Origin of the sequence: Luteimonas colneyensis (assembly GCF_014836665.1) — a bacterium.
Classification (GTDB): Bacteria; Pseudomonadota; Gammaproteobacteria; order Xanthomonadales; family Xanthomonadaceae; genus Luteimonas; species Luteimonas colneyensis.
The window spans coordinates 180,921-198,396 of record NZ_JACSQJ010000005.1; the positions used below are offsets into that span (position 1 = coordinate 180,921).

At 70.7% G+C, this 17,476-nt stretch carries 15 protein-coding genes; 10 read left to right on the top strand and 5 right to left on the bottom strand.

Going from position 1 to position 17,476, the window contains the following annotated elements; all coding sequences use genetic code 11:
- Nucleotides 1-4: 4 nt before the first annotated feature.
- Genes H9645_RS10360 through H9645_RS10405 form a run of 10 tightly spaced genes read left to right on the top strand, consistent with a single transcriptional unit; the run spans nt 5 to nt 10,868 of the window.
- A complete protein-coding gene (locus tag H9645_RS10360) occupies nt 5-736 on the top strand; it encodes a P-loop NTPase family protein (protein ID WP_191729620.1) in 732 nt (243 codons plus the stop codon).
- Between the two features lie 31 nt (nt 737-767).
- Nucleotides 768-2,066: a porin family protein gene (locus H9645_RS10365; RefSeq protein ID WP_191729621.1), complete on the top strand. Its 1,299-nt coding sequence runs from the start codon at nt 768-770 to the stop codon at nt 2,064-2,066.
- 44 nt (nt 2,067-2,110) lie between these two features.
- Nucleotides 2,111-3,277 (top strand): glycosyltransferase family 4 protein, encoded by a 1,167-nt coding sequence (locus tag H9645_RS10370; RefSeq protein ID WP_191729622.1) that lies wholly within the window; start codon nt 2,111-2,113, stop codon nt 3,275-3,277.
- A 53-nt stretch (nt 3,278-3,330) separates the two neighbouring features.
- A complete protein-coding gene (locus H9645_RS10375) occupies nt 3,331-4,578 on the top strand; it encodes a glycosyltransferase (protein WP_191729623.1) in 1,248 nt (415 codons plus the stop codon).
- Nucleotides 4,579-4,590: 12 nt separating this feature from the next.
- Nucleotides 4,591-4,839 carry an acyl carrier protein gene (locus tag H9645_RS10380; RefSeq protein ID WP_191729624.1) on the top strand — a complete coding sequence of 83 codons (249 nt, stop codon included), beginning with the start codon at nt 4,591-4,593 and terminating at the stop codon, nt 4,837-4,839.
- A 23-nt stretch (nt 4,840-4,862) separates the two neighbouring features.
- Entirely contained in the window at nt 4,863-6,377 is a 1,515-nt protein-coding gene (locus H9645_RS10385) for a class I adenylate-forming enzyme family protein (protein ID WP_191729625.1), read from the top strand.
- Nucleotides 6,374-7,351: an NAD(+) synthase gene (gene nadE, locus H9645_RS10390; protein WP_191729626.1), complete on the top strand. Its 978-nt coding sequence runs from the start codon at nt 6,374-6,376 to the stop codon at nt 7,349-7,351. Before H9645_RS10385 ends, nadE begins: the two co-directional genes overlap by 4 nt.
- Nucleotides 7,348-8,391 carry a GNAT family protein gene (locus H9645_RS10395; RefSeq protein ID WP_191729627.1) on the top strand — a complete coding sequence of 348 codons (1,044 nt, stop codon included), beginning with the start codon at nt 7,348-7,350 and terminating at the stop codon, nt 8,389-8,391. The genes nadE and H9645_RS10395 overlap by 4 nt, the downstream gene beginning before the upstream one ends.
- A 27-nt stretch (nt 8,392-8,418) precedes the next feature.
- Nucleotides 8,419-9,618 (top strand): GNAT family N-acetyltransferase, encoded by a 1,200-nt coding sequence (locus tag H9645_RS10400; protein WP_191729628.1) that lies wholly within the window; start codon nt 8,419-8,421, stop codon nt 9,616-9,618.
- Entirely contained in the window at nt 9,600-10,868 is a 1,269-nt protein-coding gene (locus H9645_RS10405) for an O-antigen ligase family protein (RefSeq protein WP_191729629.1), read from the top strand. The genes H9645_RS10400 and H9645_RS10405 overlap by 19 nt, the downstream gene beginning before the upstream one ends.
- Nucleotides 10,869-10,876: 8 nt before the next feature.
- Here the strand turns inward: H9645_RS10405 and H9645_RS10410 are convergent, their stop codons facing one another.
- The 5 genes from H9645_RS10410 to H9645_RS10430 form a co-directional block, all read right to left on the bottom strand.
- Nucleotides 10,877-11,875, bottom strand: coding sequence for a polysaccharide deacetylase family protein (locus H9645_RS10410; protein WP_191729630.1), 999 nt, complete (start codon nt 11,873-11,875; stop codon nt 10,877-10,879).
- Nucleotides 11,868-12,635 carry a class I SAM-dependent methyltransferase gene (locus H9645_RS10415; RefSeq protein ID WP_191729631.1) on the bottom strand — a complete coding sequence of 256 codons (768 nt, stop codon included), beginning with the start codon at nt 12,633-12,635 and terminating at the stop codon, nt 11,868-11,870. The genes H9645_RS10410 and H9645_RS10415 overlap by 8 nt, the downstream gene beginning before the upstream one ends.
- Nucleotides 12,632-13,669 (bottom strand): GNAT family N-acetyltransferase, encoded by a 1,038-nt coding sequence (locus tag H9645_RS10420; RefSeq protein ID WP_191729632.1) that lies wholly within the window; start codon nt 13,667-13,669, stop codon nt 12,632-12,634. The genes H9645_RS10415 and H9645_RS10420 overlap by 4 nt, the downstream gene beginning before the upstream one ends.
- Nucleotides 13,666-14,661 carry a polysaccharide deacetylase family protein gene (locus H9645_RS10425; protein WP_191729633.1) on the bottom strand — a complete coding sequence of 332 codons (996 nt, stop codon included), beginning with the start codon at nt 14,659-14,661 and terminating at the stop codon, nt 13,666-13,668. The genes H9645_RS10420 and H9645_RS10425 overlap by 4 nt, the downstream gene beginning before the upstream one ends.
- A 61-nt stretch (nt 14,662-14,722) precedes the next feature.
- Nucleotides 14,723-17,449, bottom strand: a complete 2,727-nt coding sequence (locus H9645_RS10430) for a right-handed parallel beta-helix repeat-containing protein (protein ID WP_191729634.1) — start codon at nt 17,447-17,449, stop codon at nt 14,723-14,725.
- Nucleotides 17,450-17,476: the final 27 nt, after the last annotated feature.

Sequence of the window (17,476 nt, forward strand, 5' to 3'; positions counted from 1 at the left end):
AAGCATGCACGCACAGCACGACTCCCTCGCCGTCGCCCTGCCCCGCGCCACCGGCACGGCGACGCACATGGCCATGCCCGCGCTGCCGAGCCCCAGGACGCTGGAGGATCGCCGACTCATCCATCGCAACGACTCCGTCCGCGCCCAGGCCGACGCGTTCCGCGACCTGCGCACGCAGCTGCTGGCGCTGTCGGACCAGCGCAACTTCGTCACCCTGGTGGTGCCGGTGACCGCCGGCTGCGGCGGCAGCTTCGTGGCCAGGAACCTGGCGCTGGCGTTCGCGTTCGACGAGAGCAAGATGGCGGTGCTCCTCGACTGCGACGTGCTCTACCCGAGCCAGCGCGCCGCCTTCGGCGTCGACGCCGCGCACTGCGGCCTGGTCGATTACCTCGAGGACGAGGGCCGCCAGCTCTCCGAGATCCAGTACGACACCGGCATCCCGAGGCTGCGGGTGGTCCCGAGCGGCACGCGCCGCGAATCGACCGGCGAGCACTTCAGCTCGGTGCGGGCACGGACCATGATCGATTCGCTGCGCAGCACGTCGCCCGGCGTCTATCCGATCCTGGACAGCCCGCCGGCGCTCACCAGCCCCGACGCGCGGATCCTGGCCGACCTGTCCGATTTCGTCGTGCTGGTCGCCGGCTACGGCCGCACGACCCAGGAGCAGATCGACAAGGCCATGGCGAACTTCAGCGCCGAGAAGGTCGCCGGCATCGTGTTCAACAACCGGGTCTAGCCGTCGCAGACGCACTCTCCGAGGAAGCGACATGTCGAAAAAGAACTGCGTACTGGCCGTGGGCACGGTCCTGCTGGCGCTCCCGCCGGGCAGCGCCGAGGCCGTCCGGATCGACTACACGATCGACGCCGGCGTGGAGCACAACGACAACGTGACCCTGGTGGACGGCGCACCCGTCAGCCAGAACATCCTCCGCACCGGGCTCGGCTTCCTCGCGACCGAGGACACCTCGGCGCTGCAGCTGCGGGTGGAGGGTCGCGCCGAGTACCGGAACCACGAGGACGACCTGTACTCCGACGGCGTCGAAGGCGAGCTCGGCGCGCTCGCGAACTGGTTCGCGATCCCCGACCGGCTGAGCATCACCGCCGAGAACCGGCTCGAGCTGCAGGCGATCAATCCCTTCGCGGAGGACACGCCGGACAACCGGCAGCAGGTCAACGTGTTCTCGATCGGTCCCAACCTGTACTTCATGCGCGGCTCCACGTTCCAGGGCCAGCTCGAGATGCGCTATATCGACAGCCGCGCCGAGGAGACCGAGGAGTTCAACTCGCAGCGCATCGGGCTCGCCGCCAGGGCGTTCAAGGAATTCGATGAATCCCGCCGCGCCTCCATCAACGTCCAGTCCCAGGACGTGGACTTCGATGACGACGCCTTCGCGCGCGACCACCGGCGCGACGACCTGTTCGCGCGCTACGAGCACGGCTTCAACATCCTCTCGCTCAGCCTGGATGCCGGCTGGTCGCGCGTGTCGTTCGACGACGGCGACCACCACTCCGCGCCCCTGCTGCGCGCCGGGCTCACCTGGCGCCCGAGCGAGCGCAGCCGCTTCTCGCTGGACGTCGTCGACCAGTACTCGGACGCGGCCACCACCTTCCTCGGCGGCGTGCAGGCACCCGGCGGCATCCCCACCAGCGTCCTGATCGGCACCGACATCATCACCGCCGCCGTCTACGAGGAGCGCAGCGCCACCGCCGGCTATACCTACCTGGGTGACGCCACGACCTTCGGCGCAAGTGCATACGCGCGCCGGCTCGACTACATCGACGCCGTCGACCCCGACGAGGACCGCGAGGGCGTGGCCCTGGACCTGGGCCGCACGCTGCGCCCGACGCTGTCGCTGGGCCTGCATTATTCGAGTGAGCGGATCCGCTACGACCTCGTCGACGGACGCTTCCACACCACCCGCTACGGACTCGCGCTGAGCAAGCAGTGGTCGCGACGCTGGAGTTCCAGCCTGGCCGTGGAGCACAACCGCTGGAAAAACCCCGTGCTCGGCAGCGACGTCGACCAGACCCTGATCTACCTGAGCATCGCGTACAGCAACCATTGACCACGGGCGCGCCCATGACCGGCGCGCCGGAGCCTGGAACACCCGTGAAAGTGCTGATCCTGACCAACCTGTTCCCGAGTCCGTGGCTGCCGCACCGGGCCCCGTTCAACCGGCAGCAGTTCACGCGGCTGGCGGCGCTGCACGAGGTCGAGGTCATCGCCGGCGTCGGCTTCCGCGACTGGCTGCGCGGGCGCAGGGGCGAACCGGCGCTCGAGGGCATCAAGGTCGACTACGTCGTGTCGTGGTACCTCCCGGTGCTGCTGCGCCGCCTGCATCCGGCCTTCTGGCTGGCGTCGCTGCTGCTCCAGCGCGGGCTGCGGCTGCGCACCTCGTCCTACGACTGCATCCTGGCGAGCTGGGCCCATCCCGACGGCGTCGGCGCCGCCTGGGTGTCGCGCTGGCTGGGCATCCCGCTGGTGGTCAAGGTCCACGGCAACGACATCAACGTCGCGGCCGCCGACCCGGCGCGGGGGCGGCAGGTGTCGAAGGCCTTCGGGCAGTGCCGCAGGGTGGTCGCGGTGAGCCGGGCGCTGGCCGCCAAGTGCCGCGCGCTGGGCGCCGAGCGCGTGGACGTCATCTACAACGGCGTCGACACCAGCCTGTTCGCCCCGTCTCCCGCGGACGGGCGCGGCCAGGAGCGCGACCCGCGCGCCCCGGTCATCCTCTTCGTCGGCAACCTGCTGGCCTCGAAGGGCTGCTTCGACCTGCTCGAGGCGATGCCGATGCTCCTGGAGCGCCATCCCGGCGCGCGGCTGGTCTTCGCCGGCTCCGGCTCGGACCGGCCGCGCCTGGGCCGGCGCGCTGCTTCGCTGGCGATCGCGTCCAGCGTCAGCTTCGCGGGCACCATCGAGCACGCCGGGCTGGCGCCGCTGATGCGCGCGGCCAGCGTGGTCTGCCTGCCCAGCCACAGCGAAGGCGTGCCGAACGTGCTGCTGGAGGCGATGGCCTGCGGCACGCCGGTGGTCGCGACCAGCGTCGGCGGCATCCCCGAGGTGGTGCCTCCGCATGCAGGAATCCTCGTCGAACCGCGCCAACCGGCCGCGCTCGCCGATGCGCTCGGCGAGACGATCGCGCGACGCTGGGACCGCGACGCGATCGCGGCACACGGCGCCGGCTTCAGGTGGTCGACGAACGTCGAGCAGCTCTCCGCCACCCTGCTTGCCGCCGTCGTGGAGCACGCCTCCGCACGCGCAACCGGACGCCGCGCCTGATGGACATGCCGGCCCTGCCATCGCCACTGCCACTGCCACTGCCACGGAACACCATGAACGACCCATTGCCAGGCACGTCCCCGCACGCGCGCATGGCGGGCGAGAACATCGTCTGCTTCGCCAAGGACTGGACCGAGGATCCCACGTCCAACAACCACGTCATGCGGATGCTCGCCCGGCGCAACCGCGTCCTCTGGCTGAATTCCATCTCCATGCGGGCGCCGGCGCTGGGCAACCGCGGCGACCTCGGCAAGATCCGCCGCAAGATCGCGCAGTACGCGGGCGGCCCGAAGCGGGTGAAGGACGACCTGCACGTCTTCACCCCGCTGGTCCTGCCCTTCCCGCACAACCGCATGGCGATCGCCGCCAACCGCCGGATCCTCAAGGCCGACATCAATCGCCATCGTCGCAGGTTCGACATGGAGGACTTCCAGCTCTGGGCGTTCCTGCCGAACTCGGTCGAGTACTTCGGCATGCTCGGCGAGCAGCTTCGCGTCTACTACTGCACCGACGAGTTCTCGCAGTTCTCGTACATGGACGGCAAGGCGATGGTCGAGAAGGAGCGGCGCCTGATGGAGCAGGCCGACATCGTGTTCACGACCTCGCGCTCGCTCCTCGAAGCCAAGCGCCCGTTCAACCGGGAAACGCACCTGGCATCGCACGGCGTCGACCACGCGCACTTCGCCACGGCGCTGGAGGGTGATGCCCCCGTCGCGCCCGATCTCGCCGGACTGAGGGGGCCGATCATCGGCTTCTTCGGCTTCATCCACGACTGGATCGACATCGACCTCGTGGCGCACGTCGCCCGCCGCCGTCCGGACTGGAACATCGTGATGATCGGCCGGGTCGAGACCGACATCGCGCGCGCGACGGGACTGCCCAACGTCCACTGGATCGGCCGCCGCACCTACGAGTCACTGCCGGCGTATTGCCGTGGCTTCTCGGTGGGCATCATCCCGTTCCGGATCAACGAGCTCACCCGGCACGTCAATCCAATCAAGCTGCGCGAATACCTCAGCGCGGGCCTGCCTGTGGTGTCCACGGCGCTGCCCGAAGTCGAGCTCTGCGGCGACTGGTGCAGCGTGGCCCACGACCCGGAGGAATTCATCGCGCTGTGCGAGCAGGCGATCCTCGCCGATTCGCCGGAGGCCAGGCGCGCCCGCTCGGCGGCCATGCAGGACGAGGACTGGGAACACCAGATCGCGCGCATCGAGGCCAACGTCATGCGGGTCAAGCGCGCCCGCCACGCCACGACGCACGAAGCCGCAGCCGTACCGGCACCCGAACCCACCCATCCGTGACAGGGGACGCAGATGACTTTCAAAGAGACGATCAAGCCCTTCGTGCTGAAGAACTACCTCTTCTCCGACGACGACAGCCTGCTGGCCGACGACAGTCCGCTGATCAGCGGCGGGATCATCGATTCCACCGGCATCCTGGAGCTCATCGAATTCATCGAGGAGTCGTACCGGATCCGGGTCGCCGCCGAAGAGATGGTCCCGGCCAACTTCGAGTCCATCGACGCGATCAGCACCTTCCTCGGCCGGCGCGTCGGCGGCTGAGGATGCCCGCGTTGGACACGCTCGTGCATCACCTCCTCGATCGCGCGGCGGACACGCCCGACGCGGTCGCGCTCGTCGACGGCCGGCGCGAGCTCGGCTACGGCGGGCTTGCCCGCGACGCGATGGCGTTCGCACGCCACCTGCAGGCACGGGGTATCCGCGCCGGCGACCGCGTCGCCGTGCACCTGCCCAACGGCCTCGAGGCGGTGGTCGCCTGCTATGGCACCTGGCTGGCGGGCTGCGCCTTCGTGCCGCTGAACGCACAGGCGAAGTCGCGCGACCTGGCGCCGCAGCTCGCCAACTGCGGCGCGCGCGTGCTCGTCCACGAGGCCGGCAACCCGGAGGCGATGACCGCCCTGCTGGAGAATGGCCAGCGCAGCCTCGCCATCACCCTGGGCGCCGATGCCGACGCCGCGCCGCGGGTCCGCCTGGGCCTGCCGCAGGGCGACGCGCCGCTGGAAGCCCCTGACGTGGATCCCGATGCGCCGGCGGCGATCCTCTACACCTCGGGCACCACCGGCAGCCCCAAGGGCGTGACGCTGACCCACCGCAACCTCTCCAGCAACGTCGAGTCCATCGTCGGATACCTGGGCCTGACCGCGGCGGACGTCATCGTGTCGGTCCTTCCGTTCTACTACTCGTATGGCGCGTCCGTGCTGCACACCCACCTGCGGGTGGGCGGGCGCGTGGTGATCCACCCGAACTTCGTGTTCCCGCACGCGGTGATGGACGCGATGGCGCGCCACCGCGCGTCCGGCTTCTCCGGCGTGCCCTCCACGTTCGCGCTGCTGCTCGACCGGGTGGCGATCGGCGACTACGACCTGTCCTCGCTGCGCTACCTGACCCAGGCCGGGGGCGCCATGGCGCCGGCGCTGGCGCAGCGCGTGTGCGAGGCCTTCCCGCAGGCGCGCCTGTTCGTGATGTACGGGCAGACGGAGGCCACCGCGCGCCTCGCCTGGCTGCCCCCGGAGGAGCGCGCCGCCAGGCCGCGTTCGGCCGGCAAGGCGATCGACGGGGTGGTGCTCGATGTCCGCGACGAGGCCGGGCGCCCCCTGCCTCCCGGCACGCACGGCGAGGTCTGGGCCAGGGGCGCGAACATCATGGCCGGCTACTGGAACGCTCCCGGGCCGAGCCGCGAGGTGCTCGTCGATGGCTGGCTGCGGACCGGCGACATGGGCCATCTCGACGCCGACGGCTACCTGTATCTCTCCGGCCGCCGCAGCGACATGATCAAGAGTGGCGCCCACCGGATCCATCCCGTGGATATCGAAGAGGCGATCTGCGAGCTTCCCGAAGTGAGCGAAGCCGCGGTGGTCGGGGTCGACGACGACGCCCTCGGCCAGTCGATCCGGGCGTTCGTGGTGCCCGCCGCCGGCGCGGTGCTCGATGCCGACCGCGTGAAGCGCCACTGCCGGTCGCGGCTTGCCGGATACAAGGTGCCGGCCGACGTCCGGTTCGTCGAAGACCTCCCCAGGACCGCGTCCGGAAAGATCCGGCGTTTCGCACTGGCCGACCCCATCCCCGAGGAGCACACGTGAGCAGGCTCGATTTCGACGTCCTGGACCTGGACTATGCCAAGGAGGCCGACCGCATCGCGGCCTGGCTGCGCGAGACGACGGCGCGGACGCTGCGCCGCCGCGGCCTGGTGGTCGCGATCTCGGGCGGCATCGACTCGTCCTGCTGCCTGGCCCTCGCGGTGCGCGCGGTCGGACCCGAACGGGTCCATGCGCTGATCCTTCCCGAGCGCGACTCCTCGGACGACAGCGCTGCGCGCGCGCGGATCCTTGCGGCGCACCTCGGCGTGGCCACCGGGACCGTGGACATCGCCCCGACCCTCGCGGCCATCGGCTGCTACGCCGCGCGCGACGAGGCGGTGCGCCGGGCGCTGCCGGCCTACGGCGAAGGCTGGCGCTTCAAGATCGTCATCGACGGCGGCCTCGAGGGCCGCATCAACCAGTTCCGGCTGGTTGCCGAAGACCCGCAGGGCGCCGTGCACGGGTGCCGGCTCGCCCTGCCCGAGTACCTGCAGATCGTCGCGGCCACCAACTTCAAGCAGCGCATCCGCAAGACGCTCGAGTACTACCACGCCGACCGCCTCAACTACGCCGTCGTGGGCACGCCCAACCGGCTGGAATACGACCAGGGCTTCTTCGTCAAGAACGGCGACGGTTCGGCCGACGTCAAGCCCATCGCCCACCTCTACAAGAGCCAGGTCTACGGCATGGCGCGCCACCTCGGGCTGCCGGCGCGCGTCTGCGACGCCGTGCCCACCACCGACACCTACAGCCTTGCGCAGGGACAGGACGAGTTCTACTTCGCGCTGCCGTACCGGGAGATGGACCTCGCGCTGTGGGCGCTCGAGCACGGACGTCCCCCGGAGGAGCTGGCCGCGGCGCTGTCCATCACCGTGGCGCAGGCGGAGGCGGTGTACGTGGACATCGGCAACAAGCGCCGGACCACCCGCTACCTGCACCTGGCTCCGGTGCTGATCGAAGACGGCATGGCGCCGTGAACGCCCTGGCCTACGAGGTCACGCGCGGCGTGGTCGAGCGCGACCGCGACGCCGTGCTGGCCGTGTGGAGCGGCAACCTCGGCCACGACGAGCGGATGCGGCGGAAGTACGGCTGGTTCTACCTCGGCTCGCCGGGCGGGCCGCCGATGCTCGGCCTGCTGCGCCTGGTTCCCGGCGGCCGCGTCGTCGGCGCCGCCAGCGCCGGGCCACGGAGGATGCTGCTGGACGGACGCGAGGTGCGAGGAGGCCTGCTCGTCGACCTCGCGGTCGCCCCCAGCCACCGCGCCTTCGGACCCGCACTGATGCTCCAGGGGCACTTCGTCGAACACGGCGATGAACGCTTCGACATGCTCTACGGATTCCCCAACGGGAAGGCCGAGCCGGTGTTCCGCCGCGCAGGCCACGTGCGCCTGGGCGAGATGGTCCGGTACGTGCGCGTGCTGCGCCACGCCCGCTACCTCGCGCGACACGTCCCCGCAGCGCTCGCCGGCGCGGCCGGCGTGCTGGTCGACCGGGCCCGCCACCTCGTGCTGGCCTCCCGGGTGCTGGCACGCGACGCGCTGCGCGTGCAGTGGGCGGACTCCGCCGATCCCCGCTTCGACGATCTCTGGTCGGACTCGGCCCCGCGGCAGGGCATGTGCGGCATCCACGACGCAGCCTTCGCCCGCTGGCGCTTCGACCAGTCCCCGCTCGGGAAGACGCGCTACCTGCTGCTGTCCAGCCCCGGCGACGACCGGCTGCTGGCATGGTTCGCCTGCCAGGACGGGGCCAACGGCAGCCTGGACGTCATCGACTTCTGGTCGGTGGACGCCGCGCACGGCATCGGTCGACGGTTCGTCGACGCGCTGCTGCTGGCGGCCTGGCGGGCGGGTGCCGCTTCGGTGGCGGTGGAGTATGCGGCGCCTCCGCCGATGCTGGCCGGCTGGACCGGCGCCGGCTTCGTGGAGCGCGGCAGGCGCCCGCTGTACGGGCGCGCCCTCGCGGGCTCCCTGCCCGCGGACGGGCCGCTGCACATCACCGCGGCCGATGAAGATGAGTAGCCCTCCCCACCACGCGGAAGGACCCGCATGACGACCGCACACCCGCACCGTGCGCCCGTTGGCCACGGCCCGGTCCGTGGCGAACTGATCCCCGCACACGCCTACCCCACGCTGGCCGGCGACTGGACCGCGCTCCAGGAGCGTGCCGCAGGCGCTCCCTTCACCTCGTGGCACTGGGTGTCGACCTGGCTGGAGCTGCTGCCCGAGGCGATCCGGCCGACGGTATTCCGCGCCACCGACGACACCGGTCTCCTGGCGCTCGGCCTGGTCGTGGAGCGCAGGCAGCGTGGCCCCGGCAGGCTGGTCTGGCGCAGGTCCCTGCACATGCAGGGCACCGGCGACGTGGACATGGACGAGATCACCGTCGAGTACACCGGTCTCCTGGCCCGGCGCGGCGGCGAATCCGCCGCCTATGCGTCCTTCCTCGCATGCCTGGCTGACGGACCCCGGGACTGGCGGCGCCTGCGCATCGCCGCGACCGCGGATGCAGCCGTGATCGACGCGGTGATTCCCGCGACGCTGCAGGCGAGCTCCGTGAGCCGCCAGCCGTCCTACTTCGTCGACCTGGCCGGGCTGCGGATGCGGGGAACGCCCTACGCCGCCACCCTGCCGCGGAAGACCCGGGGCAACCTCGGCAGGATCCGTCGCGCCTACGAGCGCCATGGGCCGCTGCGCGTCGAGGTGGCCACGGACCCGGCGCAGGCGCTCGACTGGCTGCACAGGCTGCGCGAGCTGCACCAGCGCCGCTGGACCGCGCGCAGCGGGGCGGGAGCGTTCAGCAGCCGCTTCTTCGAGGCCTTCCACCAGCGCCTGGTCGCGCAGGGGGCCCCATCCGGCTTCACCCGGATCACCCGCATCTCCGCCGGAGAACTGGTGGTCGGCTATCTCTACAACCTCGAGTGGCGCGGAACCCTGTATTTCTACAACGCAGGCCTCGACTACGGCCTGCTGGACCGCTACGACAACCCGGGCACCGTGTCCCTGCTGGCGCTGATCGAGGCCGGGATCGGCCAGGGATACGACGCGATCGACTTCCTCGCCGGCAGCCAGGACTACAAGCGGCGCCTGGCCACGTCGTCGAGGACGCTGCACTGGATCGACATCCGCCCGCGCGGGCCGCGCATGGTCGCCGAGCGGCTCGCCGCCACCGTGCTCGGCAGGACCGCCGCCCTGGGCCGGGCCATCACCCCCGCGGACGAAGAGTTCCCATGCTCCCCTACGTCCTGATCGTCATCTACCTGGCGCTGGTCCTGCTGCGCCCGCAGGACTACCCGGGCTGGTCGGGCCCGCCGGTGCTGACCATCGCGCTGGTGGCCGCCTTCGTCACCTGGCTGTTTTCCAGGGACAAGCGCTTCGACGCGCCGCAATACGTGCTGCTGCTGCTGTTCACCCTCGCCACCTGCATGTCGCTGGTGGTCAGCGGCTGGCCGGGCGGCGCCTATGCGCAGCTGATCGCCTTCTATCCGACGCTGGTGGGCTTCACGGTGCTCGCCAATGTCGCGACCACGCAGGCGCGCACCCTCTTCGTGATGAAGGTCTTCGCGCTGAGCGCGGCGGTCCTGGCCATGCACGGCATCCAGATCTCCCTGACCGGGACCGGCTGGACGGGCATGACGGGCATCCTCGGCACGTCCCGCATCCAGTACGTCGGCATCTTCTCCGACCCCAACGACCTCGGGCTGCTGTTCGTGGCCTGCGTGCCGATGTCGGTGTTCCTCGCCCTGCGCGGCGGCTTCGGCTTCCGGACCCTGTTCTGGGGCGCGGTGCTGGTGCTGCTCCTCTACGGGATCCTGCTGACCGACTCCCGCGGCTCGATGCTCGCGATCATCGCCATGGTCGGGGCCTACATCCTCCTCAGGCGCGGCCCGATGACCGCGGGCCTGCTGGCGGGAGGCGCCTTCCTGGTCCTGCAGCTGCTGCCGTCGCGCCTGAGCGAGCTGGAGGTGCAGGAGGCGTCGGCGATGGACCGCGTCTATGCCTGGTACCACGGCATCGAGATGTTCCTGTCCAGCCCGCTGTTCGGCGTCGGCACCGGGCGGTTCATCGAATACCACCACCTCACCGCGCACAACTCGCTGATCCTGGTGCTGTCGGAGAACGGCTTCATCGGCCTGGTGCTGTGGCTCGCCTTCATCGGCTACTGCTTCTGGATGATGATGCGCATCCTTGCCACGGTCCCGGACATCGAGGACGAGGAGTCGCTGGAGGTCTTCGTCCTGGACCGCTCGATCGCGCTGACGCTGCTGATCTCGCTGGTGGGATTCTTCTCCTGCGCCTTCTTCCTCAGCCGCAGCTACAACATCCTGCTGTACCTGATCGCGGCCTTCGTCGTCGCGCATTTTTCCGGCGTCCGCGACCGCTTCCCCGGGATCCAGGGCTTCCCGGTTCGACAGGGCATCCTGCTCTGGCCCACGGTCGGCGCCCTGGCCGTGGTCGGCTTCTACATCGTGGTCAAGGTGCTGCTCGCGATGGCGTGAGAGCAGACCTAGGCGCGGGCCAGCCGGCGCCGCGCCTGCACCGCCTGCCGCGCGAGCGTGCGCAGCAGCGGCGAGCGCAGCGCGGGCTTCGGCACCGCGTGCGGCGGCGGAAGCCGCAGGTCGTTGAAGCCGCAGGTCCTGAACCTGTCCGGGTTCCGCTGCAGGAACTCGCACAGCCTCTCCAGCCGCGACACGGCGACGGGGTCGGCGACCGGGCGCGCGGGATTCCGGCGGCGGGCGCGCAGCAGCTCGAAGCTGTGGCTGACGATCGTGAAGGCCGCCCAGCCCTCGCGGTGCGCGTGCAGCAGCGAAGCCTTCATTTCCGCGAACGACGCGCTGGTCAGCTGCGCGGGCCGGCTGCCCATGGGCGGCGTATGCCAGTAGCTGACCGGCAGCTCGGTGAGCCCGCGCACGGCGAAGGGCTGCGTCTCCCGCCGGCGCGCGCCGAGTTCGGGCAGCGAGGCGGGGTAATGATGGTTCAGGCTGGTATCGAAGCGCAGGCCATTGCGGACGAGCGCATCGAGCGTGTCGCTGCCGGCCGCGAAGTCCCCTGCGCGGAACGCGCAGACATCCACGGCACCGGCGGCGCGCAGGTTGTGCAGCGCGGCGCCGACCAGCCGCGACTGCTCGTCGGCCGAATACTCGCGGATCGTCTCCCGGCCCTCGAACGCCATGATCGGATCATCGACCCACTGCAGCCATTCCGGATGCAGGTGCAGCTGGACTTCGTGGCCGGCACCCTGGATCAGCCCGACCATCTCCCGGAGCGGGCCCGGCCCCGCGAAGTATGCGAACAGGCTTTCGACGAAGAACACGGCCTTGATGCCGTGCCTGGCGAAGGTCTCGACCTGGTGGCGCAGGCCCACCTCGCCCTCCGGGGTGAGCCCGTAGATGTCCCGGTCGATGTCGCGCCGCAGGCCGTCGTCGCGCCATCCCGGCAGCAGCGGATAGACCTCGGTGTCGATCGTGATCAGGACCTGCAGCACGCCATCCTCCAGTTCACTCATCGGCGCGCCAGGGGAAGCCGTCGGCATGGCCGTGGTCGACGAGCACCGCGAGGTCCTCTTCGGTGTGCAGCAGGCGAAAGGCCGGCGAGGCGGTCCAGAGATCCAGGTGCAGCGGATTCGCGTACAGCACCACCACCGGCCCGCCGCCGCCCTCGACCCGGCGCTCGATGTTCTCGATGCAGCGCGACATGATCTCGCTGGTGAACGGGTTGTACATGTAGATCACCAGCGGTGCCGCAGGCAACGCCGTGGTGGTGGCGTCGCCACGGCGCACCTCGATGTCGCGGCAGCCCTGCGCGGGGTGCGCATAGACCTCGAGGTTCTTCCGCGCGACCTCGACGAGCTCCGGCGACCATTCCACGCCCACCACCCGGGCGAAGGGAAAGTCCGACGCGACCAGCACCGGCCGCGCCTTCCCGCAGCCCAGGTCGAAGAAGTGGTAGTCAGCGTGACGGATGCCCAGCCTGCCGATCACCTCGCGCAGCCATTCGGCCGACGCCGCCTGGTAGCCGTGGCCGAACACCCAGTCGCTCGACTCGATGTCGAGCTTGGAGGTGCTGATCCGACCGGCGGTATCGGTGCCGAACTGCTCGTCGAAGGCCTCGTCCGCACGCCGCGCGGCGCGCGGGGCCGCGCGCCGCGCCGGCATCATCTGCGAGACGCCGTCCTTCGCGACCCCGCCCGCGAACACGAGCGTCCCCCATGCGCCGCGCATCCGCAGCGACTTCCCGATGACCTTCAACGTTGAATCCAGGCTCATGACGATGTTCCATTGCGATCAGAGTGGATGGGAGCGCGGCCCAGGCGCCGCAGCAGCCGCTTGGCCAGTGGCTTGACCGCGAGCGCGTCCAGCGCCGCGGCCGCCAGCCTGGAACCCGCTGCCGCCGCGCGCTGGGCGGTGACCGGCACGCAGGTGCGGAGGTTCCGGCGGAGGAAGTAGATGTCGGCACACTCCACGCAGCCGGTGGAGAAGAACTCCTTGTGCTCTCCCTCGCCCTCCGTGAAATCGAACACGGCGAGTCCCGGGAGGGCGAACAGCGTCGCGATGGCGTGCTGGAACAGCACCGTGCCCGGCGACAGGTGGCGCAGTTCCGGGGCGTAGCCCACGCGCTCGTACGCCACCACGCCGTCGTCGACTGGACAGTACATGTAGGCCGCCGGGCGTCCCTGCATCATCAGCACGAAGCCACGCGCCCGCCCCGCGGCGGCACGCGCCACGAGCTCTTCCCGGAAGGCATCGCCTTCAGGCATCCCCGCGTCCATCAGCCGGTGCTGGTAGGTCTGCTCGGACAGCGAGCGCGCCAGCGCATGGAACTCCGGCATCGCTTCGGGCGTGGCGTACTCGCGCACGTCGAGCTCGCCGCCGCCGGCGTCGCGGAACCTGCGGACCTTCCGCTTCAGCGTCGACCGCGACTTGCCGGAAAACGTCGCCATGTAGGCATCGAAGCCCATCCCCAGGTCGATGTAGTAGCGCCGATAGCGCGCGGGCACGTAGCGCCACAGCCCCGGCACGTCCGGCACGGCCTCGCCGGCGGCGAGCGGCCACGACGGCAGGAAGGCCGCGTCGACGTCGCCGGGCAGGTCCCGCAGCTGCCGCAGTGGCCAGGCCGGGCGCTCCCTGGCGAAGGGATCGCAGTCCAGCACCATCGCGCGCAGGGCGGGGCTGGCCAGCACCATCTCGCCCAGCCTGATCTTCAGGCGGATGTCGGCGCGCCGCGGCGTACCGGACGACGGCGACGGCACGGGCGAAGCGCCCCGGGCCGCGCGGAGCGCGATGGCGGTACGGACGTTCATGGTTCACGGCAGAACACGCGCGGCACCTGCAGCATCGAGCGGAAAAGATTCCTGTGCACGTCCGATTCGACTGCGACCCGCTGCATGTCGTACCGGCGCGACGACGGCGACACGATGCCGCCGTAGTAGGAGAACGCATAACGCACGCCGAGCCTGCCAAGGCATTCCTCGGTGGCGTCGTCGAAGGCGTCCCTGCTCCCCACGGGATAGGCGAAGTACTCCATCGGCCGCCCGATCTCCCCGGCGATGCGCGCCGCGCATCCCTCGATCTCCTCGGCCTGGCGCCCAGGCGCGAGGCGGGCCAGCACCGGGTGGTTCACGGTGTGGCCGCCGATCGTCATTCCCGCCCGGCTCATCTCGCGCAGCATGTCCCAGTCCATCCAGTGCCCGTCGACGCGCCCGGGGACATCCACTGCGGTCTCTTCCGCGAGGCGCGCGAGCAACCGCCGCGCCTCGTCCTCCGGCAGCGATTTGTAGGCGGTGAGGATCCGCTTGACCGGCTGCGCGCGGCTGTCGTCGGACAGGACCAGCGGCTCGGCGATCCAGGGCCGCAGGTCCAGCCGCGCGGCGTGCGTACGCCGTACCCGGCAGGCGATCGCGTCCCACCAGGGCAGCGAAGGCCGGTCGATGAAGCCGGTCGCCACGAAGAACACCGCCGGCACCCCGTGGCGCCGCAGGACCGGGAAGGCGAGCTCGTAGTTGTCGAGGTAGCCGTCGTCGAACGTGATCAGGACGTGGCGCCCGCGGCGCGAGCCGAGCGCGGCCTCGATGTCGCCGGGCCCGATCACGTCGCAGTGCCTGGCCAGGAACGCGACCTGCTCGTCGAAGACCTCCTCCGTCGCGCTCCACAGCTCGCGGTCGTACTCGGACCGGCTGCCATCCCCGATGCGGTGGTAGTTCAGCACCACCACGCGCTGGTCGCGCCAGGTCGAGGCAAGCGCGCGGCCGAGGCCGGTGACGCCGAAGAAGTTGGCCGCGAGGTCCCGCTTCATGCCCCGGCCCGAAAGCGCGTCGCCCCGCGCGGTGGCCGCACAGGCGCCGGTGCATCCACGCTCACGCCGCACCCCGCATCGACTCGCGGCAGGCCGGGCGCGGGATCACGAAGTCGCGGTATTCGCCGGGCTCGCCGGCCACGCCCGCCTCGGCGGCCCGCGCGATGTTGTAGGCCTCGCGCGCGCTGACGTAGTGCAGCTTCCAGTCGCGCCCATCGTTGTAGCGCGACTCCAGGTAGCTGAAGGCCTCGTCCATCGCCGGCCCCAGCAGCACGTCCATGTCGTGCTCCTCGGCCCCGTGCGTGTGGATCTTCACGAAGGTCCACTCCGGCCGGCCCTCGACGTGGATGCCGGTCCGGACCCAGGCATCGATGCGGTCGCGCGTCGGCGGGTGGCTGGTGCGCACGTCGGAGTTCTCGATGCGGGGAAAGATGCCGAACTTGCGGCTCCGCCAGCGCAGCCCCAGCGGCCCCTGGATGATCATCAGGTCGCCTTCCGGCGCGCCGCCCACGCGCACCCGCGGCCCACGGTCGTGCGACTTGGGACGCGACGGATCGTCCTTGGCGTAGTAGATCCGGTTGATGGTGCTGGTCTGGCAGGGGTTCGGCGCGCACGGCAGGGTGAAGTCCGCGTAGCAGCCCTCTTCGCGCAGCAGCGTGAGTTCGTTGTCCAGCCCGCAGTGCCGGCCCGAGGGATCGCTGTTGTCCAGCGCCCAGTTGCCGTGGATGAAGGCCCAGCGTGGCTGCCCCGTCACCGGATCGACCGGCAGGGCGCCATGGCGGTTGGCGAGGACCCGGGTGAAGCGCGACAGCTTTTCCCGGAACCCGGCTTCGGTGTCGTGGTCGTGGTGCAGGTGGATCTCGATCTCGCCCAGGCCTGCCCGGCAGAGGTCGACGAGCCGGTCGATGTGTTCGGGCCGGTACTCCTCCTCCGGATAGAAGAAGGTGTGCACAGGCGGCGAACCATCGGCATCGACGTGGCCCGCGCATACCCGCGGCAGATCCTGGTGCCAACGCGCCACGCGGGCGACTTCGCGCTCGTACGGGGGCTTGCGCCACGCCGGCTCGTAGTGGTCGACGAAGCAGAACATGAGGTGCCGAGTCGTGCCGGGCGCGACCTTCCCGCGCCAGTCCTGCTTCAGGTAGGCCGGCAGCCAGCCGGCGACGTTGCGCCGGCGCACCAGCTGGACGGCAAGCAGGCCCAGTGAGAGCAGTACGAGTCCGAGCGCGACCAGCAGCCATTCCAGCGGACCCGCCCCGGCCAGCAGCATCGCGGGCGCCTCCGCGGCCAGGGCCGGGTCCGGCGCCGCCGCAGGCAGGGTGGTCGCGGCCGCGGGCGCCACGACGCCGGCCGCCGCGGCCCCTGAGGCCAGGAAGGCTCCCAGGCCAGGAATGCCGGGGCGCGGGCGCCCGTCGAAATCGTCCACGACCTCGTCGACCGCCACGCCCACGCCCGCCGCCGCGCTGCCCGCCGCCGGACGCCCCTCGGCGTCGAGCCGGAAGTCGCCGACGACCGCATGCGCATCCGCGGCCAGGCGCATCCGCCATTGCTCGAGCGTGCCCTCCCACGGCATCGCGTCGCCCTTGCGCTGGTCGACGAAGCGGCAGCCCCCCGCTGCCTGGTAGCCGTTCCAGTCCATGCCGGTCGCACCGGCCAGTGCGGAGAGCCCGCCATGTTCGTCGGACCAGGCGATCGCCACGCAGTCGCCGCCGGAGCGCTGGCTGATGATGTTGTTGACGATCTTCGGATCGACCGTGGCCGGCCGGCCGGCCTCTTCGGCGCCGTCCTGGAACGTCAGCCCGAAAAAGATCGCCGCCTGCCCGTCCCTGGCGGTGTCGACCAGCGTGTTGTTGGCGATGACGGGCTCCTTGGCGGCATGCATGGCGATGCCCGCGTAGCGCGTGTTGCGCACCACGTTGTTGCGAACGATCCCGCGGACCGCCTCGTAATAGTCGGGATTGGCCCGCAGGTCGAAGAACTCGGGACTGGTGTCGAAGCCCACGCGGATGCCGGCGGCCCCGATGTCCTCCACCCGGTTGCGCTGCACGACCACGTCGCTGGCCCCGCCCTTGAAGTAGAGGCCGTTGCTGGGGACGTCATGGATATGGCAGTCCTCCACGACCATGCGCGCGCCGTTGACGTTGTCGATGCCGTCGGCGTTGCGATCGGCCGCCGGCGTGCCCGCGGGATAGCGCGCACCGGTGTGGTGGATGCGCGTGCGCCGGATCGTCACGCGGTCGGCCCGCGGGGCGATCTTGATGCCGTCGCGCCCGGTGTGGTGGATCAGCAGGTCGTCGATGAGGACGTCCGACGCTCCGGTCCACTCCTCGCCGCCGCCGGCATACCAGTCGGTGTGCATCATCACGCCGTACTCGTGGCCGCCGCTGATCTCGAGCCCGATCAGGCGGGAGCCGGACGCAGCGGCGTCGATGCGGATGGTCGACGTGTCGGGAGTGTCGAGCGGACAGTGGATGTGCGGGCGCTCGCCCTGGCGTGCGCGGATCGTCAGCGGGATCCGCATGCGGATGCATTCCTCGTAGCGGCCGTTCCCGGGCGCGGCGTGGACGATGACCGTGTCGCCCGCGGCCACCACGCCGTTGCCCGCATCGACGGCGTGGTCCAGCGTCCGGAACGGGCGCTGCAGGCTGCCGTCGCCGTCGCCGTCGTCGCCCGAGGTGGACACGTGCCACTCCGCGGCGGCGGCATCCGTGGCGACCGCGCACACGACCAGCGCGCAGGCGCAGGCGAACGAAGCAAAGCGGACTGGCGGGGGCGTCTTCCGGTGCATGTGATCCATTCCATGGGCGGCCACGCC